Raw genomic sequence first — 22033 nt, forward strand, 5'->3', positions numbered from 1 at the left:
CTTGGCGGATTAGTGGCGTGCGAACTATAGAAGGGTGGCATCGTTGTTAGCGGCTTCCAATTGCAACATGAGCTTGTAAGACGTCTCAAGGACCGCCCTGAGACATAAAAGATGTTGGGTTGGCCTAAAATGCAACGCGAGATTGGGGGGGCTATTTCTCGCATGACGGGTCGGTTGAAGTTTTACGAGTTCTTCGCCGGTGGAGGCATGGCACGCGTCGGCCTCGAGCCCACCTGGGACTGCACCTTTGCGAATGACAATTCGACCAAAAAGGCTCTCGCTTACGCTGCGCGATGGGGCGAGGGTCACCTCGACACGCGGAGCATTGACGAAGTCGCGTCAACAGATCTCCCGCGCGGCGCGCATATGGCCTGGGCTTCCTTCCCCTGCCAAGATGTGTCAGTCGCCGGCAACGGGCTGGGCATCGGCACGGCTGCTGAGAGGGGGACACGGTCGAGCGCGCTCTGGCCCTTCCTCGATCTAATGGCCGCGCTGAAGGACGAGGATGATCATCCCGCAGTGATCGCCCTGGAGAATGTCACCGGACTTTTGACATCGAACGGCGGTCAGGACTTCACGACCATCTGCGAGGCGCTTGCGAGCCTCGACTATGTTTTTGGTGCCGTTCTCATCGACGCCAAATTTTTTGTGCCGCAGTCGCGGCCGCGAGTCTTCCTCATTGCAGCACGCGAGGATAGGCAACTGCCCGCCGGCCTTCTAGGAGCAGAGGCCGTCAGGCCATGGCACAATAGCGGCATCGAGAATGTCCACGCCACGCTCCCTCCGCACCTCTCCCCGCGCTGGCGATGGTGGGATCTTGGCGCCGCACCAGAGCTCGCGGACGACGCGCTCGTTCGCGCGATCGATCTAACGGCCGCCGCGGCGTGGAATAGCACTGCGGAAACTGACCGCCTGTTGGCGATGATGCCCGATACGCACAAGGCGCGGCTCGAGGAAGCGAAAGCCGCCGGAAGGCCCGTGATCGGAAGCCTCTACTTGCGGATGCGGCCACGCGAACATGGCAATGTGCAATGCGCGGAAATCAGCTTCGCGCCCACATTGGGGTGCCTGCGAACGCCCCGCGGTGGCGGATCGCGCCCCCGTATCATCGTTGTAGAAGGCGAGAATGTCCGCACGCGGCTTCTCTCGGCGCGCGAAGCGGCCCGGTTGATGGGACTTCCCGAAACATATCCGCTGCCCGACAAATATCAGCATGCATTTCAGCTCATGGGCGATGGCGTCGTCGCTCCCGTCGTGAGGTTCCTCGGTCGGACGCTCATCGAACCGCTCGCGCGCGCGCCGATCGGACCGCCGCCGCCGGATGCAGTGCCCGAACCCGCCGCCGTCGAGGAGCAGCTGGCTTGAGCGAGGCGCTGCCGACAACACTGGCAGAATGGGAAGCGGGCCTCGTCGATCGCTTTCTGCGCGTTGGCGAGGGCGAAGAGAGCTCGCCTCTGCGATCCTTCGAAATCACCCCCGAAACGCTGGCGACCGTGTTTCCGGACGCGGACGCGAGCCCAAATGAGGCAGCGACTGCCTTTCAAGCCGCTGTCAGGGGCGATCGCCATGTGTTCCGAGCGTTCCGGCTGGGCCGGCCCTGTCGGGCTGGCGACGCCGCGCCGGGCTGCTTCGCCTATCTTTGCGCATCGCTCCTGATCGATACGCTCCTTGATGGTGCCTATTCGGCGCAAGGCGAATATCGCGCCCGGCTTCGCACATGGCTGGGAACGTCGCGCTCGATGATGCAGCTCTCGGGGATCGCGTCGATGTGGCGCGATCTCGCGACATGGCTGGACGAACGCTCGGCGGTGGGCGACGACGTCCGAACCCTGCTGCTCCCCGACCCGCGCAGCTGGTATCAAATCGGACACACCCGCCGCCTGTCCTTTCCAACCCGCTCCGACCTGCGCTTCCTCGCCCGAGTTTTGGCGAGCTTCCCACGTGGGAGCGTCGATCCGCCGGGCCTGGTCCGCGCCATCGAAACCGCAATCGGCCGCCACGATGTCTCCTGGGGGATGGAAGCCGCATTCGGCGAGTTCCAGCGGGCTTTTCGCAATGGCAGCGCGATAGCTAGCCACCGCTTCTGGCGCTTCATCCTGCGCGCCGAAAGTGCCCAGACACAAAAGGCCGCGCCCGTCCTCGCCCGGCTCGAGCTCGAATATGATGAGGATGGCCGTGCCGAGTTCCGTCTGGAAGGAAGCCTGTTCCCCAATCTCGGCTCGGCGATCCAATCGCCGCTCGTCGTGCGCAGCGCCAATCTCGGCCCGGCCTTCGAGCGAGGGCTCTTGTTTTTTCGGCAAGTTGGCATGGCCCGCTGGGTGGCCGAGGCCGATCCCCAACCGGGGTCGTCGCACCTTGCCGTCGGCCCTGGTCTCGCCGGTGCCGTGCGCGGAACTCTGATCGAATTCGCGCAAAGCGGTGACTGGTTGCTCTCCTCAGCGGCGCTCACGCCCCGTAACGTCGACGATCTCCTAGCACAGCTGCGCCTTGGCCGGCTCCGCCGCGAACATCTGGTCGAAATTGCCATCGAAGGTGCCGTACATATCGAAGGCGGGCTTCTGGGGCGGCCCACATTTCTGCCGCGCATTGAAGCCGAACAGCGGCAGGTCAGCGTTCGTGCCCTCGCCGACACCGAAAGACCGCAGCCACAAGTTCAATATGTCGGCGGTGCGCTCGTCGCCGACGAGCCCCTTCATGGTCGTTACGAGCTCAGCATCTACGCCGACGTCGATAGCCAGCAAGTTGAATGGTCGAAGCGCCTGCGCTTTTTCGAGAACGCGCCCCCTCATGTCGATCTGAGCTGTGCGGCCCTCCGCGAAACGCCGATCGCCGAATGGACCGAAACGGGCAGCGCTGATTTGCCGCAGCCCGAAGTTGCCGCTGCGACATGGAACGACGTTCCGCAGCCAATGGCCGACCTGCTCGAAGCGCTTTATGCTTCGGGCCGATCAGGGCTGTCCGATGGCGACGTCCTCGATTTGCTTCACCGCGCCAATGCGAAGGCGTCGCCTTGGGATCGGCTTCGGTCGATTCAGGAGAGCGGCTTTCTTTGCGCACGGCAGCGTTCAAAATGGCGCGGCCGCATATGGACGCTGGGTGCCCCCCGCCTGATCGACTTGAGATCGTCAGTACGCGTTGACGGTGCGACCTGCGCGCTCCTTCAGGAAGAATTTCGGGCCGTCGCCGCAGCCGCCGGTGGTGTTCCGTTTCGGCATATGTCCGGGTCGGCCTGGAGTCCGCCCGTGATCGGCGCGGTCGGGGTCGAAGCCGCGGTGCTCGCCGTAGCTCTCGGATGGGAGGTTGCCGTGCCCGGGCAGCCGCCGGCACACGGGGCGCCCTATCTCGAAACATCGCGGCTGGTCGGTGGGCATCATCGTCTCGCATCAAGCTGGGACTGGCACCGCCGCCGCTTCGTCACGGCCGCCGTGGCCGCCTCAGATGTTTCGATCACGCGCTGGGTTCATCCAGGCGGCCGCGATCATGATCAGTATCGCGTCACATCGGCCGCAGGTGAAACACGGCATGCAACGCGGAACGCCGCGATCCTCCAGGGTCATATCGCCGCGGGCGTTCCTCTCTTCGAGATCGAGGGCGACACGCTCGTCCGAACTTCGGCCGAAGGCGCGCTGCCGCTCGAAGTTGCAAAATGGCTGCGCGGACGCGCAACCGAAGGCGGCGGTCCGGCGCCCGACGGCCGATATGTCTATCCGCTCGGCGGAATGCCGCCGCGCGCGCTCGCTGCGGCATTGCCGGGATGCATCGACGACCTCGCGGAACAGCTGGCGTCTGCGCCTCCGTACGAGGCGAAAGCTGCGACCTTGGCTCGCGCGCGCCGAAGCGGCGGCCGCGTAAGGCTCTACTGGACCAATGGGGAGGTTAGAGCGGCATGAGCGCGGCACGCCCCTGGTACGCCGGCCGACTGATGAGGCGGCGCGCCATGCGAACGCCTGTCGAGGTCGTCGCCGTGCGCGGGCGCGCCGGGTGGGATCCGGTCGACAATCCGAAGCGCCTATTCCCTAAAATGGGCCAGGTCGACCTCCAGGGAGCAGCAGCGTTAGAAGGCAACGCCGGCGACTGGTTAGCCTTCCAGGTGGTCGACGATGGCAGACCGGGTGCCGGCCAGACCCGCATAGGGGCCCATCATTATCTGCCGCGCTACGCCGACATGCGCAGTGCCGGGACGATCGACACTGCGCGGTTCCGGTTCGCCCGCGAGGGATGGGACGGCGCGAGCGATCCCGGTCATTGGGCCGTCCGGATTGCTGACGACCGCTATCTAGCGCTGCAACTCGAGCGCACGAAGGACGGTCGCCTACGGTGCACCGAGCGAAGTCTCGGCAAAATTCTCTGCCTGCCTTTCGACGAAGCTCGTTTGCTGGTCGAACCTGGCGCAAGTGGGGAGCAGCTGCTCTACGAGCCCGACGGCGGCGCGCCGCTCGCCGAATATGACTGGTCGCCCGGTGCCGATTATGTTGCGCATGTTGTGCGTGCGCTCGCCGGTGCCAATGATCCGCGGCTGCCCGAACTCATCACCTGGCTCGAACTCCACCGCGACGATGTGACGGGCCGCGTATCGGCCATCGGTACGGATCATGAACGGGCCTTCGAGGCCTTGCGGTCGGGCGAACTTGCGGCGCGGCTGGCCGCCGATCGGGACGTGATGCAATCCTATCTGGATGCGGTGCGAACCGATCCCATCGTCGCCGAGCTGGTCGCCGCGGCGGTCGCGCGAGAAACCGAACAGGGACGTGCCGCGGTCCGAACCGTGCTTGAAGCAGAGCTAGCCGACGAATTTGCCGCAAAGCGCGCTGCGCTCCTCGGCGATCTCGAAGCCGAACGGTCCGCGGCCGAGACGGCGCTTGCAGAGTGCCTCGCCGCGCAAGAAAAGAAAGCCGCGGCCGATCTCGCGGCGCGCCTTGCCGAACAAGCCGATGCGCAGGCGAGCGTGCTCGCCGCCGAAAAGGAGGCGGCGACGCGCGCCGCCGATGACGCGCGCAGCGAACTCGCCGCGCTGAACGAAGCGCAAGATGAGGCTAAGATCGCGCTTGCTGCACTCCGTGAGCAAACCGCTGAGCAAGAAGAGCGGGCACGCGTCGCCACCGATCGCGCCGTGGCGATCGCCAAGGAACATAGGATCGGTGACGGGCACGCGGCGATGGCGCCGCGCCCTCTCGTCACCATCCCAGAGCGCAAAACTCCGGAACGGGTCGACCCGGCAGAACTCGGGCGCCGGATCGCAGCCTGCGTTCTTCTAACCGACCATGGCAAAGCAATGATGACGGCGTTCACGGCCTATATGCTCGCCGGCGAAGTCCCCATATTGGAAGGCGCGGATGTCGACGCCTTCATTCTGGTCGCCGAGGCTCTAATCGCCGCCGAAGGCCTCATTCCGTTCGACACTGATTCGACGATCATTGCACCCGACGACATTTGGTCCCGTCCGGGATCCCATCTCCCTTCGCAGGTCGCGCAAGCGGCAGCAATCGCAGGTGTTGATCAGACTTTCCTGGTGCAGCTGCGCGGCATTGAGCGGTCGGCAGCGCGCGTCTGGCATCCCGCGCTGAGCGCGCTCGCGCGCCGGGGTCTCCTTCCACGCCCGCTCCTGCTGTTCGCAACGCTTCAGGATACAGCTTCGGAAGAAGCGGGCGCGCTGCCGAACGATAGCTGCCGACTGGTCATTGAAGAGGCTGTCCTCAGCGACGCATTTCTGGTGGCACCGAGTCTGCTCAGCCGTGCGCCGACAGCGATCGCCCTACAGCTCGATCCCGGAGAGGCCCCCACCGATCTCTCCGGTGCCACAAAGGCGATCGCAGAGCTAGAAGGCCTGGCTCTCGATCTTCCTGCCGTCATGCGGGTGGCAAGAGTGATCGCCGAAGCATCGGCACTAACACCCAATGACATGTCGGCTGTTAAGGCCATCGCACAGCGCTTTTGCAGCGCCATCGGTTGCGCGACGTGCGCTAGCCAATAGGAGACACGCCGATGCTCGATCCGATTGGCGGATTTGACCGCATCCAGGATTTCTTCACCTCCTACGTGGAGACGAGCTTCCGAATTTCCAATCCTGCGGTCGCGGCTGCGCGGGGCGCCCTCCTTGGCGAAGACAATGTGTTCGCGACCCAGCCGTTCATCGAACCGGTACCCCGCTATCAGCCGAGCGCGCATCGCCTCGAGGACCTGATCGACTGGCCCGACGGGCCGCTCGGCCCCCTGAGCCGTGAGGCGCGCATCGCTTTCGTCGAGCTTGCGCTATCGGGTCTGTTCGACGGCGAGCCGAACGACGGAGACGTCCGGCGCCGGTCGACGTATGAACCCTATCGCCACCAGATCGATATGCTGGCGCGTGGTATCCGCCCAGGGCAGCCGGGCATCGTGACCTCGGGCACGGGCTCGGGAAAAACCGAAAGCTTCATGCTGCCCATTCTCGCGGCCATCGCTAACGAGGCGGTCGGCTGGGCTGCGCCCGGAGGTGAATATCTTGCCGACACGTGGTGGAACGGGTCGCGCACGCGCTGGACACCGCAGCGCAGCGGGGAAAATCGCCCCGCCGCCATACGCGCTCTCGTCCTTTATCCGATGAATGCGCTCGTCGAGGATCAGATGGTCCGGCTCCGGCGAACGCTCGATTCCGACGCGGCGCGGGCGGTGATGGACGAGCGCTTCGCAGGCAACCGCGTCTTCTTCGGTCAATATACCGGCTCAACCCCCGTCACCGGCTATGAGCGGCATCCGCGTATCGCCGGAGAGCAGGTGGAAAAGGACCGGCGCAGCCGCCGCCTCCGCAAATTGCGCCATACGCTCCGTTCGCTTGAAGCCGATCAAACCGCAGCGCGGCGGCACGACGCAGCCGAAGCCGAACGCGCGCGCGAGGCCGGCGTGCGGCCACCCGATCTGACGCGCTATATCTTTCCCTCGCTCGATGGCTCTGAAATGCACTCGCGCTGGGACATGCATCACAGCCCCCCCGACCTCATGGTCACCAACGCGTCGATGCTCGGAGCTATGCTCTCGCGCGAAGTCGAACAGGGGATGTTCGAGCAGACGCGAGCCTGGCTCGAAGCCGACGACGACTCCTATTTTTACCTTGTCTTCGACGAGCTTCACCTGATCCGGGGCTCTGCCGGTACCGAGGTTGCCTTTCTCGTCAAATCGCTCATCCAGCGGCTCGGGCTCGACGCCCCTGCACACCGCCACAAGCTGCGGATCCTTGCCTCGTCGGCGTCGCTTCCAATGGATGGCGAACGCGGCGAGCAGTCGAAGCGCTATCTTCGCGATCTCTTCGCTCCTTTCGGCACCAGCACCGGGCCCGGTGACGCGGGATCGGAGACGACCGAGTTCTGGGCCGACTGCGTCGTTCGCGGTGTCGCCGAGCTGCCGAGCTGGGGGGGCGGTGCTGTCCCCGCCGCGCCCTTTGAATCGCTTCTTGCCGCTGGCGTCGGGGGCGCGGGCTTTGTCGCAAGGATTGACGATCCGGCCCGCTTCGAGCCGGCGATCGCCAATGCTGCCGCAGCCCTTGGCTTGTCCGGCGGCGCGAACGTCGTCCCGGCCCTCGCCGAAGCAGCCGCCGCGATTCTGACCGATGCCTGCCGCGATGGTGACGGCGTTCGTGCGCGCGCGCTCGACGATGTCGCGATGCGGATATTCGGCGATACGGGCAGGGCGGAAGCGGTGCGCGGTCTGATGCTGGCGCGCGCACTGCCCGAGGCCGCAGCTTTTAGCGGTTTAGGCACACCTCCAAGCTCGACGCCGTCCTTTCGCGTTCATTGCTTTGTCCGGAATATCGAAGGGCTTTTTGCTGCTCCTGCGCTCAGCGAGGATGGCGAGGTCGTTTATTCAAGCCTGGGCGTTGAGCGCGGGTTATCGCATGCGCCGCCGGCTCCTGGCGAGGCGCGTGGGCGCCGCTTGTTCGAAATGCTCTATTGCGAAGCATGCGGCGATCTTTTGATCGGCGGCCAGCGGGGCACCGTCAACGGCAGCCGCCGCGAAACTGAACTTCTGCCCGCGACCGCGGAACTCGAGAATCTCCCCGAGCGGGCGGCAGCCGAATATTATGACCGGATGACGCAGGACCAATTTGCCGTCTTCTGGCCGCGTCGCCAGGATCCGCTCCTAAGCAATTTTGACACATGGGAGCCGGCGAGCCTCAATCCCGAGACGGGGGTCGCCACCATAGGTTATGATGTGCCCGCCGGTTCCATCGGCGGCTATCTCTATTTTCAGGCCGATGCCGCCGTAAGCCGGGGCCGGTCGCAAACGCTCGGCGTAAAATCAGCGCAGCCCTTCTGCTGCCCGAAATGCGGAACGGACTATTCGAACCGTCCAACAAGCAGCCGGTCACGCTCGCCCATTCGTGCTTTCAGAACGGGTGTCAGCAAAGCATCGCAGCTGGTCGCGACCGAGCTATTCGAGCTTCTCTACGCGATCGGTGCCGACCCCAAGAGCATCGTCTTTTCGGACAGCCGCCAGGACGCTGCCAACCAGTCGCTCGAGATCGAGCGCCTCCATCTTCGAGACCTTCGCCGCGAAGTGCTGATATCGGTTGCGACCACTTATCTCGACCGCCTAGCAGCAGATGCCCTCGATCGCGACGAGACCGTTGCGCGCATCACTGAGCTTATGGCGACGGATCCGGATGCTGGCGTTGCGCTCGCCACTCGTTTAAGCCAGCAGCAGAGCGACCGCGATGTCAGCATCGCGAACCGAAAGGTGCGGTTATCCCGGATCCTCGACTATCAGTCGGGCGAAAGCGGTGACGTCGGACAGTTGATCTCGGAATATGTCCGTTTGGGCGTCCATCCGTTCGACGAGGTTGGGCTAAGATTGTTCAATCGTCGGCCCTGGCACGAAGCGTTCCAGGAGCAAGACGGTGCCGTTCGCTTTGACCCCTCCCTGTCCGATACCGATCGGACCAAGCTCTGGCTAAAGATATTCGAGGAGCAAAAGAAACTCGTCGATGACGTGATATTCGCCAATACCTTCTTTGCACTCGAGGAAACCGGGCTCGCTTATCCTTCGACATCGCCGGACGCGGGTGCAGATGTCGACCGCATGGATGCCTGGCTCCGCGTCTTCGCGAGCGCGACACGTGTTGAGGAGAATCAGTATTTTGATCGCGGACGGGCTCGCGAGTGGCCCGATGCGTCAGCGGTGCCCTCCACCAATCGGGTGGCCCGATTTGCGGAAGCCGTCTTCGGCGACGATGGCGGTCATGGGCTCGACGAAATATTGCGGCAGCTCGGGACGATGGGCAACACCAACGGGGTCGTCCGCATCCAGAATGTCTTCCTGCGCATCGCCCGCGAAAACGACCCCTATTGGCGATGCCAGTCGTGTGAGCGGGTTCACATGCACCGCGGGGTCGGGTTTTGCACGCGCTGCTACGCTCCTTTACCGGCGGATGCCACGGGACCAGTAACCGAGCTTTGGAGCAGCAATTTTCTCGGCCGCCGCATCGTGCGCGGCCGCGCCGAAGAGGTTCGCCGTTTCCGTTTGCGCTGCGAAGAGCTGACGGGTCAGACCGACGATTTCTCGGATCGACTGCGCAAGTTCAAAGGCATTTTTGTCGATGGAGAGGATGGCGTCTCGCGGCGCGCCCGCGAAATCGACATGCTATCGGTGACCACCACGATGGAGGTCGGTATCGATATTGGCTCGCTCCAGAGCGTCTATCAGGCCAATATGCCGCCGCAGCGCTTCAACTATCAGCAGCGCGTCGGCCGCGCCGGGCGGCGCGGGCAGGCCTTTTCGCTAGTCGTGACCTTCTGCCGTGGTCGCAGTCACGACGCTTATTATTTTGCGCATCCGGCCGCGATCACCGGAGATCCGCCGCCGCCGCCCTTTTTGGCGGTGGACCATATTCCGATACCCCAGCGCTTGCTGCGCAAGGTCTGGCTTCGGGCCGCATTCGACCTGCTTCGCCGGGAGCATCAGGCAAGCGGCGCTGCCTTCCCCAGTGACGGCCTCGTGCCGCCAGATGTCCATGGCGAATATGTCCCGACCGACGAATATTATGGCGATGTCCCCGGACCCGACTGGCAGGTCGAACTTCGCCGCGCGCTCGACGCAACGACCGACGTGCGCGACGGTTTCATCGCGGCGGCGACGATCGACCGCAACCTGCGGGAGCGCTTGGCAGAAGGTGCCAGCGCCGAGGCGCTCATCCAAGAAATCTGGGGGCAACGCGAAGCGCTTCCTCGCGGCACGCGCCGGGGATTGGCGCAGTTTCTCGCCGAGCGCGGATTGCTGCCCATGTACGGCATGCCGACACGCGTCCGGCAGCTTTATCTGGGGCTGCGCCCGGAGAGCGAAGAGCGCGATACCGACTATGACTGGTCCACAATGGATCGCGATCTCGACATGGCGGTGTTTGAATTTGCACCCGGCGCGGTTCTGACCAAGGATAAGCGCAAGCACCGGGTGATCGGGTTCAGCGGCGATCTTCTCCCGCCCGAACGGCGCGGCAATGATGTCCAGCTCTCGGCAGCCTCGGCTTGGCGCGAATCCGATCACTTTGTCGCGCTCTGCCGGCAATGCGGGTCGGCACGCTACGCAGTGGAACCACCCCTTGACCCGTTAGAATGCGAAGACTGCGGGAGTGCTATCGAGGCGGAGCATTTTGGGCTCTACGTGACGCCCGCCGCATTCCGCACCGACTTTCGTCCCGAACGCAACGATCTCGACACGATCGGGCGAATGGCGACGCGCACGGTGGCAACCGTCCTCCATCACGGTGAAATCCGGGAAGTTGGCAATATCCGGATCCGACGCGGGGCCGGCGTGACGATCATGCAGCTCAACGATGGGCCCGATAACGACCAAGGTGGTTCGGATCGTTTTAGCGTCGTCGAAGCGGTCGATCAGCTTGTTCCCGTCCCCTTATCATCGCGCAACGCGCAGCTCTTGGCACCGCAGGCGATCGATGCCGGTCATCTTGTCGCCAATGCCACAACTGGCCGGTGGCAGGCTTTACCCAACAGTACTGCGACCTTTGGGCTGATTGCCAAGAAGGAAACCGACGCCCTCTACCTCGAGATGCAGGCTTTCGACCCGCGTCTGACGCTGGAGCAGGTTGCGCGCCGCGGTTTGAGTTCGCATCTGCCAACCAGAGCCGCGGCGATCAGCGCTACCCACATGCTTGTGCAGCGCGCCGCCCTCGAGCTCGATGTGTCCGCCGACGAATTCGAAGCACTTGAGCCACGCCTGCGCGCAGGCCGGCCGATGCTGCAAATCGCCGACGCGCTCATCAATGGATCGGGTCTGTCCCGCCGGCTCGGTGCTGATCTCAGCGACGGCACGCCCTATATCCTCAGCATCATGCGCAGCATCATTTCCGATCGCGCCGCATGGCCGCTGATCGACCTTCTGAACAGCGATGGCGAAGCCCACGCCACACAATGCCAAACCTCCTGCTACCGGTGCATCCAGCGCTACAGCAACCGTCCCTATCACGGACTTCTCGATTGGCGGCTCGGCCTCTCTTACCTGCGTGCGATGATCGAGCCCGGTCATAGCTGCGGCCTCGATCGGACCGATTTTGCGCATCCGGAGCTGGCGGGATGGAACGAGCGCGCCGCTGCGCTGGCCGAAACCGTCGCCCGAATGCGCCCCGGCACTTTGACCGCGGGAACGCATGCCGCGTCGGGTCTGCCGTGCCTCTTCGAAGGGGGGAACGATGACCCTGCGCCCGTCGTTGTTATCCATCCTCTATGGAAGCGCGATGGCGCCGAGGGCCTCGCGCTCGCGGGGGGAGAAACGGTGCGGTTTGTCGATACATTTGAGCTCGAACGCCGCCCGCTTCGCGCTTTGGAAGAAGCGCGGCGCACGCCGTGAAGGCCGTTTTCGATTCCAAACCTGGCTCGCGTTACGACGACGAAGTCGCCACGCGCTATCATTTTCCGAAGCGCGGCTACTTGGAAGTTGCCGTCGCGGCGATTGGTGACTGGATTGTCTATCGCGAACCTCGCGAGAACCACGGGTCGATGGCCTATTTCGCCGCCGCCCGGGTCGCGAGCGTTGTCGATGATCCTCTGGACGCGACGAATGCCTATGCTCTGATGGACGGATTCATCCCCTTCGATGCTCCAGTGCCGTTCAGCAGCGAAGGTCGATACGAGGAGGGGCCGCTCCGTTCGCTAACCCGGCGGGCTGGGGTCGGCGTAGCGCTTCGTGGGAGATCAGTTCGTCCGCTCGCAGACGAGGATTTCGCCGCAATAATCATCAAAGGACTGGGCGTAACTTTCGCTGAGCAAAACGCAGTTCGACTGGGCCTTGATGGTGCAGATCGGCAGTTGATTGTGAGCGCGCTGGTACCGCAATTACCCGCCGAAGCCGCTCGGCAAGTTGTTCAGTTACTGATGAACCGCAAAATCCGCGATGCGAGCTTCCGGCAAAAGGTCCTTGCGGCTTATGGTGACACTTGTGCGGTAACGGGGCTGCGCATCATCAACGGAGGCGGACGCGCCGAGGCCCAAGCTGCGCATATCGTTCCGGTCGCCGATGATGGACTTGATGTTGTCCAGAATGGAATAGCGCTTTCCGGCACGGCTCATTGGCTATTCGATCGGCATCTGATCTCGATCGATGAGAATTATAGGCTGCTCGTCGCGCACAACCGCCTTCCCGAACAAGTGCGCGAAATCTTGATCCGGACTGATCGTGAATTGCATCTTCCAGCCGACGAGCGCCTAAGGCCCGCACCGCATTTCGTTGCGCGCCATCGCGAACGCTTTGGCTGCGCCCATTGATATGCCACAACTCCGCAAGTTCTTCCTCGCTGACGCGTTCTCCGACACTGCGTGCCGTAGAATGAGCAATGAAAATGGCTGACGATACATCTTCCTGGTCAGGTGATTTCAACGACCTCGGTCTAGATGACCAGCATGCTGTGGCGCAGCTGGTAGTTGAAGGGCGAGCAGTCGTTGGAACAGTCGATGATCTTCTAGCCCGCCTTAAGCGCTCTCGCAGCGTCGCATTGCTTCGGGAGAAACGCACCAATCGGATCATTGCTGTTGCGGCATTGAAGCGGCCTGCTGCTGCCTACCGCCGTGGTAGTTTTATAAAGGCCGACGCATCTATCGCAGGCTTCGAGACTGCGGCCGAACTCGGATATGTTGTCGTTTCTCCTGACATGCGGGGTAAGCATCTCTCTGGCATTCTGGTGGCCGCTATTGTTGAGCAAATCACCGCGCCAACCTTTGCGACAACTGACAGTGATACCATGCGACACAATCTAGAGCGCTCGGGGTTCACTCGAATCGGCAGTGAATGGGAAGGTAAGAAGGGCATGCTATCGCTTTGGACGATCACACCTTGATCGGGTGTGTTTTCGTTCCATTGCTGCGACGGTCAAATTCCTCGCGAAGCCCACATCCCCAATGCCGCAAGGGACGGGCGGGAGGATAGGTGTAGAGAAGCGGAGTTTGCAATGTTCACTTTATGTTCCTATAATGGCGGCGGCAGGAAAATGCTTATGCGCATATTGATGGGCTGACGTTTCTCGCGTTTCCTATTAAAGCCCGGTGAGGCTGGAGGTATTTATGGCGAGTTTGCCGCTCTCGCGCGGGTCGGAGATATTCGACGACGCGATCGACGCCGCGATTGAGCTCGGTGCCTATGAGCGCCTGTGGATGCAGGCCGGTGCCAGCTTCAAGACGTTAGCATCGCGCTTTGCGAAAGATCCGGGCGCGCGGCCGTCGGATTTCATCGACCGCGGGGAAGCGGAAGTCGCAGCGGCAAAGACTATCGAGCATCTTCGCGCCCGTCTCCAAGGCGGGTTCAATATCCGGCTGCACGGCGAGGTCGAATATCCTGAGCGCCTCCGTGAAGCGACGCATCCGGTCGAGCTTCTTTATTATCAAGGGCACTGGGACCTCATTCATACGCGCTCGGTTGCCGTCGTCGGGACCCGGGACCCGTCGCCAGACGGTCGTGCCCGCGCGCGCAAGATCGTTAAATCGCTGGTCGAGGACGGATTTACGATTGTTTCAGGTCTAGCACGCGGTGTGGATACCGTCGCGCACCGGACGGCCATCGAAGCCGGTGGAAAGACGATCGCGGTTTTGGGTACTCCGCTCAGTTCACACTACCCGGCCGAGAACGCCGAGTTGCAGGAATTTATCGCGCGTGAGCACCTTGTGATCAGCCAAGTTCCGATCGAACGCTATGCGGCCCAGAATCCGACCACCAACCGATTCTTCTTTCCCGAACGCAACAAGACAATGTCAGCGCTCACCGAAGCGACGATCATCGTCGAAGCTGGCGAGACCTCAGGCACCCTCGTTCAAGCGCGCGAGGCGATCAAACAGGGGCGTAAGCTCTTCATTCTCAACAGCGCTTTCGAAAACCCTCGGCTGACCTGGCCCGCTCGGTTCGAGGAGCAGGGCGCGATCCGCGTCCGGGATTATAATGATGTCCGACAGCGACTGGTCGGCTAAGCCGCGCCTGATCGGTGATATCGAGCGGGCCGATCACTGCTACCTCGAGCCTGACGACAAATGCCTCTTCTTCGGCGAATATACGGCGCGCGCCGGTTTTGTTCATGGCGAGACCAATAACCTGATCTCAAATCTGCAGAAGCCTAACGCCCGCAAGGGCATGGCCGACTATAAGTATAAGGATGTCGCGATCGCGAAGATCGCGACCGCCATTCGGGCTGCATCGGGAAAAGCGGTGCGCGGTGAAGTGGTGATTGTTCCAGCGCCCCCCTCGAAGCCGCGAGGCCATCCCGACTATGATGACCGGATTGAACGGATCGCCCGCCAAATTTCAGCGCAGGCCGACGTGCGCTGTCTGCTAGAAACAGTTGAAGCGCGCGAGCAGGCGAAGCGCGCTGATCACCGTCCGTCGATTGATGATCTCGCGGCCTCCATGCAATTGGTCGAGCTTGATATGCCGCCCCCGGCCAATATTATCCTTCTGGACGACGTCATCACGAATGGGACGACGTTCAAGGCGGCACAGCGCCTGCTGCTCCCTCACTTTCCCAATGCGAAGATCGTCGGCCTGTTCGTGGCGCGGCGTGTCCTGCCCCCGATCGATTGGGGTGACGAAGACCCCTTCTAGCAGGCCAAGGTGGAGCGGGGACACCCCGGCCTTGCTAACCCCGGCTCGGCAGAGGCCCTCGACAGTCGCTGCACCTGTAGGTCCGCTCTTCACGGTACCCGCCCGGAAGCAGACTCTCGCCAAACGGCCAGAATTTGAAACAGCTGCGGTTAGTCGATCAATGCCGCCAGTTCCTCTGGCGTTCCCTCCGGGAATGCTGTAGCCATCCGGTGAGGGCCGCGGCCCTGCTATGATTGTTCGGCCATGAGGTTGATGAGGCATTCGACGCCGTAGGGCGTGAATGCCATGACGCCGCCGTCGTCGTCGGGACCGAACACCCAGATCAGGCCGTCTTCCGGGTCCATTCCCGACGCGAGATCGAAGAGCGATTCCTCGTCCTTGCCGAGCTCGCGTGCGACGCGCGCCAGGGTTTTGACGCTACTGACGTTGTTCACGGACATCAGGCGGCGATCGCGGCGGGCTTGCTTTGCCAGTTCCAGGGGAGGAGCTCATCAAGCCGGCTGACCGGATGATCGGCGATGCGGGCGAGCACGTCTGCGAGCCACGCTTGCGGATCAATGTCGTTCAGGCGCGCGGTCTGGATCAGGGTGTAGAGGATGGCGGCGCGCTGACCGCCGCGATCGGATCCGCAGAACAGCCAGGCCTTGCGACCGAGCGGCACGCAGCGCAGTGCCCGCTCAGCCGCGTTGTTGGTCAGGCAGATGCGGCCGTCATCGAGGAAGCGGCTGAACGCGGCCCAGCGTCGGAGCATGTAGTTTATCGCCTTCGCCAGGTCGTGGTTGCGCGACAGCTTCCCGAGCTGTTCGGTGAGCCAGGCGTGGAGTTCGGCAATGAGCGGTGCGCTGAGTTCCTGCCGCACGGCGAGCCGCTCGGCGGCACTGCTGCCGTTCACGGCGCGCTCGATGTCGAACAGCGCATCGATCCGCTGCACGGCTTCGAGCGCGATCGGATAGATCAGACCCGAGCGCTCGCCGCGGCTCTTCTTGCGCGCAGCGCCCTCGACGTCGGCGAGCTCGAAGAACTTGCGCCGTGCATGGGCGAAACAGCCCGCCTCGAAGATGGGTCCGGGCATACGCCCTTCGCGGTAGAGCTCGCCGTAGCCACCATAGGCGTCGGCCTGCAATATCCCCGTCCAGGACGTGAGATGAGCTTGCGGATGTTCGCCGCGCCGGTCGCGCGAGTAGTGGAACAGCGCCGCGGGCGGATCGGCACCTGCGAACGGCTTGTCGTCGCGCACATAGACCCACAGCCTCGCGGTATCGGTCTTGCCCTTTGCAAGGACCGGCACGGTTGTATCGTCGCCGTGCAATCGCTCGGCGGCGAGGACATGGGCTTCGATCAGGCGATAGATCGGTAGCAGCGCATGGGCACCGCCGCCGACCTGATCGCCGAGCGTCGATGTGCTGAGCGGCACACCCTCGCGGGCGAACCGCTCGGCCTGGCGGTTGAGCGGTTGGTGTTGCCCGTACTTCTCGAACAGCAGCATCGCGAGGAAGCTCGGCCCGGCCCAGCCGCGAGGGAGCACATGAAAGGGCGCCGGTGGCTGGGTGATCTTCTCGCAATCGCGGCAAGAAAACTTCTCGCGCACCGTCTGGGTGACCTTCCACGCGCGCGGGATGACCTCGAGCGTCTCGGTGATGTCTTCGCCGAGCTTGGCGAGGCGGGTGCTGCCGCATGCGGGGCACGAACAGGGAGCGGGCACGACGACGCGCTCGCGCGGCAGGTGATCGGGGAATGGCTTGCGGCTCGGCCGCTTGCGCTCGAACGCGGTGACGGACAGAGCCTTTGCGGCGGCGGCCTCGGTGACGAGCTCATCCTCGCTGGCATCGGCCTCGAGATCTTCGAGCTGTAGCTCCATCTGCGCGAGGAGACGCTTGCTGCGTTCTGCGCTGGCGCCGTAGGCCTCGCGCTTCAGCTTGGCGATCTGCAGCTTGAGATGGGCGATCATCGCCTCGGTGGCGCTCTCGCGGGCCTTTGCGTTGGCGAGCTGCGCCTCGGCCTCATCGGCTCTGCGGGTCGCCGCGTTCAGCAGCGCCTTGAGCGCTGCGACGTCGTCCGGAACGGGCGAAACGGCGGCTTCCATGCCCATGAATGAATCACCATCGGCGCCGCCTATCAAGCCAAAAATGCATCATGACGGGCGTTATCCCGCGTTCTGCGGCCGCCAGCTATACTGCGGGTTACGCCAGTCGATCCCGTCAAGCAGACAGGCCAGCTGCGCACTGGTCAGCGACACGATCCCGTCCTTCGCCGACGGCCAGATAAAGCGTCCCTTCTCGAGGCGCTTGGCGTAAAGCGACATGCCGATACCATCGTGCCAGATGATCTTGGTCAGCGATCCGGCACGCCCCCGAAAGACGAACAGATCGCCGCCGAAAGGATCACGCCCCAGGCTCTGCTGAACGAGCAGCGCAAGCCCCTGCATGCCCTTGCGCATATCCGTATGCCCCATCGCTATCCATACCCGCGCGCCGGGCGGGATCATCGCAGCGCCTTCAAGGCCGCGGCGGTCAGCACCGGCGATGCCGATGCCGCAATACTGACCCGGCCGCCGCCGGGCAGCTCGATCAGGATCGCGACGCCCGGCGCGGACGAAGGCGGCTGCAGATCGTCGGCCACCATCGCCTCGGCGAAAACGGGGCCCGGCAAGGCTGCGCGAAACTTGCGCCGCCATATATAGATCAGGCTGGTCGAAACGTCATACCGGCGGCTAACCTCGGCAACGCAGGAACCCGGCGCAAACGCCTCGTTCAGGATCTGAAGCCGCTCATCCTCACTCCACCGCCGACGACGCTCGGGGCCGCTAAACAGCGTTACCTGGCTCATATCCGTCCTTAAGCTCGCTCATACGAGCACGCTTATGAGCGAGCGAAACCGCGACGAACAAGGCGGCCCTCACCGGGCGGATACGGAATGCTCTCCTCAGGAATGAGAGGAAAGCCGATACGCGAACGCTCAGGAGGCGCCGCGACGGGTATAGCGTCCAGAGCGCGGTGTCCGGGCCTGGCACTCCACCCCATGTCAGAAGCCGGCCGCTGGCCAGATCGTGGTGGACCAACGAAAGCGGCAGTTGCCCGATGCCGACGCCCAGCCGGACGGCGTCGCGAACCATGATTATCGACGACAGCGACAGGACGGGTTTGATCGCGAGGGCGGACTGCCCGTCTGGCGTGGTGATGGTCCAGATCGTGTCCGAATCGGCCGATCCGCGGATCACCGCCGGAACGGGGGTATCGCTTGACCGGTCAAGGTCCGGGCTCCCCACGACCACAAGTCTGTCGTGAAGAAACGCTCGCCCCACCAGGTTCTCGTCGGACCGCGGATTGACCCGGATCACGAGATCATAGCCCTCCTCGATCATATCGACGGCGCGATCGTCGGTCGTGATCTCCAGCTGCACCTCAGGATATTCGAGCGCGAACCGGGCCGCGATCTTGCCCATCGCGGTCTGCGCGAACAGGAGCGGCGCGCTGATCCGCAATCGGCCGCGCGGGGTGTCACCGCCTGACGCGATCTCGGCGGTCACCTCATCGACTTCCCTGAGCAGCACACCCGTCCGCGCGTGCAAGGCTCGCCCTTCTTCCGTGAGTTTGAGATCGCGAGCCCCTCGCTCGAACAGTCTCAGCGAAAGGCTCGCCTCCAATTCGGCCACCCGCCGTGACAAGGTGGCCTTCGGACGCCCGGCGGCGCGCGCAGCGCGTCCGAAGCCGCCGTGCTTTGCAACGAGATTGAAGTCGGCAAGGGCGAGAAGATCCATGTGTTCCACCTATGAGACAGTGGGTCCAGATATAGCATCTATTGGCACATATATGGATCGCTAAATTCCGATCTGTCGATCCCGACAAGCCAAGGAGACTTTACCATGACCATCCTAGTTACAGGCGCCACCGGCCGTGTCGGCAGCCATGTGGTCGACCAGCTCGTCAAACGCGGCGCCGCGGTACGCGTGCTTACCCGTGATGCCGCCAAGACCAGCTTCCCGGCCGGCGTGGAGGTGGCCCAGGGCGACCTGCTCGACATCGACGCGCTCCGCGCGGCCGTCACCGGCATCCGCACGCTGTTCCTTCTCAACGCCGTCACGGGCGACGAATTTACGCAGGCGCTCATCGCGCTCAACATTGCCCGCGAATCCGGGGTTGACCGCGTCGTCTATCTGTCGGTGTTTGCGGCCGACCGGGCCGTGAACGTGCCGCACTTCGCAGTGAAGTCCGGTGCTGAGCGAATGATCGAACAGATGGGCTTCAACGCCACGATCCTGCGTCCATCCTATTTCATCGACAATGAGCAGATGATCAAGGACGTCATTCTCAACCACGGAGTCTACCCAATGCCCATCGGCGACAAGGGTATCGCCATGGTCGACGCCCGTGACATCGCAGAGGTGGCCGCGATCGAACTTATCCGCCGCGACCAGGCGCAAGGCGTCCTGCCGGTTGAAACCATCAACCTGGTCGGCCCCGACACGCTCACCGGTTCGGACGTGGCCGCTATCTGGTCGGATGTCCTCGGCCGCCCGATTAGCTATGGTGGTGACGATCCCAGTGGGTTCGAGCAGAGCATGGCAACGTTCATGCCGAAGTGGACGGCCTATGAGATGCGCCTGATGGCCGAACGCTATGTCAGCGATGGGATGATCCCCGAGGAAGGCGACGTTCAGCGTCTGATCGGAATCCTCGGACGTCCGCTGCACTCCTATCGCGATTTCGCGTCTGCTCTAGCTTCGTCGGTGGGCTCAAGGAGTATCTGAATACAAGAACTATAAAGCTCGCGGGGGGCCTGCCGGACGACGGCGGCTCCGCCGCGTCTTCCCCTCGTCAGCCGTGGGGCCCAGGTTCAATTTCTCGCTTGCCGGTGGTTCGCTTTGGCCAGTGTCCGCCTCAAAGCCGAAAGGCCGCTAGCGGCTACCAGCGGCGAACAATCCACCCTAAAGCAATCGTCGACCAACGTTTTCTCTTGAAAGCGGCGATTGCCTCGGCGTCCATCTGCCCTACTTCTCACAGAAGTGATTCGTATTTTCGCTAGGTTGGAATGCTGTGATTATCTTCATCAATGTCTTCCATGTCGACCCGTCCAAGCAACAGCGGTTGGTTAATATTTTGACCAAGGTTACGGACGAGATTGTCAGCAATGCACCTGGATTTATCTCTTCGACCCTTCATCGTAGCATCGACGGCAGCAAGGTCACGATGTACGCAAAATGGGCCAGCCTCGCTGACTATGAGGCCATGCGACAAGATCCAAGCCTACGCCCGTATCTCGAAGAGGCTCTCTCATTCGCAACATTTGATCCCGGCATGTATGAGGTAGTTTCCGATTTCCCTTCAAAAACGACACATAGGGAATCCCCTCCGCGATGAACTTGCGCCGGTTGTCGCTCTCCAGGCCGCACCTGCGAGGTTCGGACGAATGTGGAGAATCTGGGATACACGACCGGTCGCCCTCGAAAAAATTGCAATTTCCGCATCAATCGGCCCGGCCAGAACGGCCTTCGTGCTCGGACGGGCGGTAGCCTCGAGACCAAGCAAAACTCGCTGACGACGCTAAAATCCGGTGAGCAGGCCACCGGCGGCACGATACCATCGTGCAATTGAGCGTTTGAGGCACGAGAGTGATCTCGCTCCCTCTTCCACGCTTGATCAGGACGCCCCTGCACATGCCAGCCCGTGCTGCGAATGACGACACTCCCAACGGTTTCGTACGCGGAACAAAGGATTACCGACGTCTTGCCGCCGCTTTGCTTATGGCTGGATTTTCAACATTCGCGCTGCTTTACGCGGTCCAGCCACTGTTGACGATTTTTTCGCGATCTTTCGCCATAAGCGCAGCCAATGCCAGCCTTGCGGTTTCGCTTTCTACGGGTGCGATGGCGCTGAGCTTCATACCCGCAGGAATTCTCTCGGATCGGATCGGTCTGCGACCTGTGATGATCGGATCCCTCTTCGCGTCATCGATCTTCACCATAGCCTCTTGCATCGTCACGGACTGGACTGCTCAGCTCGTGCTCCGCACGCTCATAGGCGTCGCGCTGGCCGGGGTCCCGAGCGTAGCGATGGCCTATATCGCCGAAGAGGTTGATCATGGCTCCCTTGGCTCAGCGATGGGAGTCTACATCGCCGGGTCCGCGATCGGCGGGATGGCGGGCCGGATAGGCGTGACATGGCTGTCCGAGTTCCTCGGCTGGCAGGCTGCCATCGCTGCCGCAGGGCTGATCGGTGTGTGCGCCGGCACGATTTTCCTGTTCAGCGCACCGCAGTCGCGCGGCTTCTCTACCACTCATCACAACCTGAGCTCGCTTGCTGCAGCCACCCGCCGATTGTTCGCCGACCGTGCGTTGCCATGGCTATATCTTGAAGGATGTCTGCTGCTCGGAACCTTCGTTACGATTTTCAACTATCTTGGTTTCCATCTGGAGCAGCCGCCCTACAGCCTGAGCCGAGCGGCGATTGGGTCGATATTCTTCCTGTATATCATCGGGTCCTATAGTTCGGCGTGGTTTGGCGGGCTGGCCTCGCGGTACGGACGCGACCGACTGCTCTGGATGCCCGTCGCAGCAATGGCGGTGGGCATCTCTCTCACGGAAGCACGCGACTTGGCGTTGATCATTCTCGGCGTGGGCATTGTAACCGGCGGACTGTTCGCGGCTCACTCTACCGCGTCGGGTTGGGTCGGCGAGCGCGCCACACGAGATCGAGCGCTCGCGGCCGCCTTCTATCTCCAGTTCTATTATATGGGCTCGAGCCTTTTCGGAGCCGTCGGAGGGCTGGCTTGGGACGCCTTTGGCTGGACCGGGGTCGCATCCTATTGCCTCGCGCTGGCTATCGCCGCGGTCGCGGTCGCTCTGCGCCTTCGCGCAATCGCGGCCTCCAGGCGCAACGAATAGCCAGAGCCGCCAAATCACATCAACGTCCCAGGCAGTTGGCGTTTTGGCGACCTCTGTCACTCGACTCCATGTTAGCGCTCGTGACGATCCGGC

At 62.9% G+C, this 22033-nt stretch carries 16 protein-coding genes; 11 read left to right on the top strand and 5 right to left on the bottom strand.

Translation table 11 applies throughout. The features are described 5' to 3' along the window. Positions 1–162: 162 nt before the first annotated feature. From EAO27_RS14430 to EAO27_RS14465, 8 genes are all read left to right on the top strand, one after another. Positions 163–1365, top strand: a complete 1203-nt coding sequence (locus tag EAO27_RS14430; protein WP_242770894.1) for a DNA cytosine methyltransferase — start codon at positions 163–165, stop codon at positions 1363–1365. After that, positions 1362–3890 carry a hypothetical protein gene (locus EAO27_RS14435; protein WP_242770895.1) on the top strand — a complete coding sequence of 843 codons (2529 nt, stop codon included), beginning with the start codon at positions 1362–1364 and terminating at the stop codon, positions 3888–3890. Before EAO27_RS14430 ends, EAO27_RS14435 begins: the two co-directional genes overlap by 4 nt. Then, positions 3887–5971, top strand: coding sequence for a hypothetical protein (locus EAO27_RS14440; protein ID WP_242770896.1), 2085 nt, complete (start codon positions 3887–3889; stop codon positions 5969–5971). Before EAO27_RS14435 ends, EAO27_RS14440 begins: the two co-directional genes overlap by 4 nt. An 11-nt stretch (positions 5972–5982) precedes the next feature. Further along, a complete protein-coding gene (locus EAO27_RS14445; RefSeq protein WP_242770897.1) occupies positions 5983–11829 on the top strand; it encodes a DEAD/DEAH box helicase in 5847 nt (1948 codons plus the stop codon). Beyond that, positions 11826–12743 (top strand): HNH endonuclease, encoded by a 918-nt coding sequence (locus tag EAO27_RS14450; protein WP_242770899.1) that lies wholly within the window; start codon positions 11826–11828, stop codon positions 12741–12743. The genes EAO27_RS14445 and EAO27_RS14450 overlap by 4 nt, the downstream gene beginning before the upstream one ends. Positions 12744–12817: 74 nt before the next feature. Then, positions 12818–13312, top strand: coding sequence for a hypothetical protein (locus tag EAO27_RS14455; RefSeq protein ID WP_242770901.1), 495 nt, complete (start codon positions 12818–12820; stop codon positions 13310–13312). Between the two features lie 223 nt (positions 13313–13535). Continuing rightward, a complete protein-coding gene (locus EAO27_RS14460; RefSeq protein WP_242770903.1) occupies positions 13536–14432 on the top strand; it encodes a DNA-processing protein DprA in 897 nt (298 codons plus the stop codon). Beyond that, positions 14404–15060 (top strand): hypothetical protein, encoded by a 657-nt coding sequence (locus tag EAO27_RS14465; RefSeq protein ID WP_242770904.1) that lies wholly within the window; start codon positions 14404–14406, stop codon positions 15058–15060. Before EAO27_RS14460 ends, EAO27_RS14465 begins: the two co-directional genes overlap by 29 nt. 227 nt (positions 15061–15287) lie before the next feature. On the opposite strand, the gene EAO27_RS14470 is transcribed toward EAO27_RS14465, so the two are convergent. Genes EAO27_RS14470 through EAO27_RS14490 form a run of 5 tightly spaced genes read right to left on the bottom strand, consistent with a single transcriptional unit; the run spans position 15288 to position 18817 of the window. Beyond that, positions 15288–15500 carry a hypothetical protein gene (locus EAO27_RS14470; protein WP_242770905.1) on the bottom strand — a complete coding sequence of 71 codons (213 nt, stop codon included), beginning with the start codon at positions 15498–15500 and terminating at the stop codon, positions 15288–15290. Beyond that, positions 15500–17143, bottom strand: coding sequence for an IS66 family transposase (locus tag EAO27_RS14475; protein ID WP_242780598.1), 1644 nt, complete (start codon positions 17141–17143; stop codon positions 15500–15502). The genes EAO27_RS14470 and EAO27_RS14475 overlap by 1 nt, the downstream gene beginning before the upstream one ends. A 60-nt stretch (positions 17144–17203) precedes the next feature. Beyond that, positions 17204–17545, bottom strand: coding sequence for an IS66 family insertion sequence element accessory protein TnpB (gene tnpB, locus EAO27_RS14480; RefSeq protein ID WP_242770906.1), 342 nt, complete (start codon positions 17543–17545; stop codon positions 17204–17206). Beyond that, positions 17542–17886: a transposase gene (locus EAO27_RS14485; protein ID WP_104960184.1), complete on the bottom strand. Its 345-nt coding sequence runs from the start codon at positions 17884–17886 to the stop codon at positions 17542–17544. Before EAO27_RS14485 ends, tnpB begins: the two co-directional genes overlap by 4 nt. Further along, the gene (locus EAO27_RS14490) at positions 17864–18817 is read right to left on the bottom strand and encodes a LysR family transcriptional regulator (protein WP_242770907.1); all 954 of its coding nucleotides are present in this window, start codon (positions 18815–18817) and stop codon (positions 17864–17866) included. Before EAO27_RS14490 ends, EAO27_RS14485 begins: the two co-directional genes overlap by 23 nt. 105 nt (positions 18818–18922) lie before the next feature. Here EAO27_RS14490 and EAO27_RS14495 point away from each other — a divergent pair, with 105 nt between their 5' ends. The 3 genes from EAO27_RS14495 (at position 18923) to EAO27_RS14505 (ending at position 21940) form a co-directional block, all read left to right on the top strand. Beyond that, positions 18923–19807, top strand: a complete 885-nt coding sequence (locus EAO27_RS14495; protein WP_242770908.1) for an NmrA family NAD(P)-binding protein — start codon at positions 18923–18925, stop codon at positions 19805–19807. Positions 19808–20093: 286 nt separating this feature from the next. Next, on the top strand, positions 20094–20417 hold the full coding sequence (locus EAO27_RS14500) for an antibiotic biosynthesis monooxygenase family protein (protein WP_242770909.1): 324 nt from the start codon (positions 20094–20096) through the stop codon (positions 20415–20417). Positions 20418–20713: 296 nt separating this feature from the next. Further along, a complete protein-coding gene (locus tag EAO27_RS14505) occupies positions 20714–21940 on the top strand; it encodes an MFS transporter (protein WP_242770911.1) in 1227 nt (408 codons plus the stop codon). Positions 21941–22033 lie beyond the last annotated feature (93 nt).

Origin of the sequence: Sphingopyxis sp. YF1 (genome assembly GCF_022701295.1) — a bacterium.
Taxonomy (GTDB): Bacteria; Pseudomonadota; Alphaproteobacteria; order Sphingomonadales; family Sphingomonadaceae; genus Sphingopyxis.

Excerpts from the sequence above, each read along its gene's own strand:
- EAO27_RS14430 (WP_242770894.1), top strand. The coding sequence starts at position 163 with ATGACGGGTCGGTTGAAGTTTTACGAGTTCTTCGCCGGTGGAGGCATG.
- EAO27_RS14440 (WP_242770896.1), top strand. The coding sequence starts at position 3,887 with ATGAGCGCGGCACGCCCCTGGTACGCCGGCCGACTGATGAGGCGGCGC.
- EAO27_RS14445 (WP_242770897.1), top strand. The coding sequence starts at position 5,983 with ATGCTCGATCCGATTGGCGGATTTGACCGCATCCAGGATTTCTTCACC.
- EAO27_RS14455 (WP_242770901.1), top strand. The coding sequence starts at position 12,818 with ATGGCTGACGATACATCTTCCTGGTCAGGTGATTTCAACGACCTCGGT.
- EAO27_RS14460 (WP_242770903.1), top strand. The coding sequence starts at position 13,536 with ATGGCGAGTTTGCCGCTCTCGCGCGGGTCGGAGATATTCGACGACGCG.
- EAO27_RS14465 (WP_242770904.1), top strand. The coding sequence starts at position 14,404 with ATGATGTCCGACAGCGACTGGTCGGCTAAGCCGCGCCTGATCGGTGAT.
- EAO27_RS14470 (WP_242770905.1), bottom strand. The coding sequence starts at position 15,500 with ATGTCCGTGAACAACGTCAGTAGCGTCAAAACCCTGGCGCGCGTCGCA.
- EAO27_RS14475 (WP_242780598.1), bottom strand. The coding sequence starts at position 17,143 with ATGGAAGCCGCCGTTTCGCCCGTTCCGGACGACGTCGCAGCGCTCAAG.
- tnpB (WP_242770906.1), bottom strand. The coding sequence starts at position 17,545 with ATGATCCCGCCCGGCGCGCGGGTATGGATAGCGATGGGGCATACGGAT.
- EAO27_RS14485 (WP_104960184.1), bottom strand. The coding sequence starts at position 17,886 with ATGAGCCAGGTAACGCTGTTTAGCGGCCCCGAGCGTCGTCGGCGGTGG.
- EAO27_RS14490 (WP_242770907.1), bottom strand. The coding sequence starts at position 18,817 with ATGGATCTTCTCGCCCTTGCCGACTTCAATCTCGTTGCAAAGCACGGC.
- EAO27_RS14495 (WP_242770908.1), top strand. The coding sequence starts at position 18,923 with ATGACCATCCTAGTTACAGGCGCCACCGGCCGTGTCGGCAGCCATGTG.
- EAO27_RS14505 (WP_242770911.1), top strand. The coding sequence starts at position 20,714 with ATGCCAGCCCGTGCTGCGAATGACGACACTCCCAACGGTTTCGTACGC.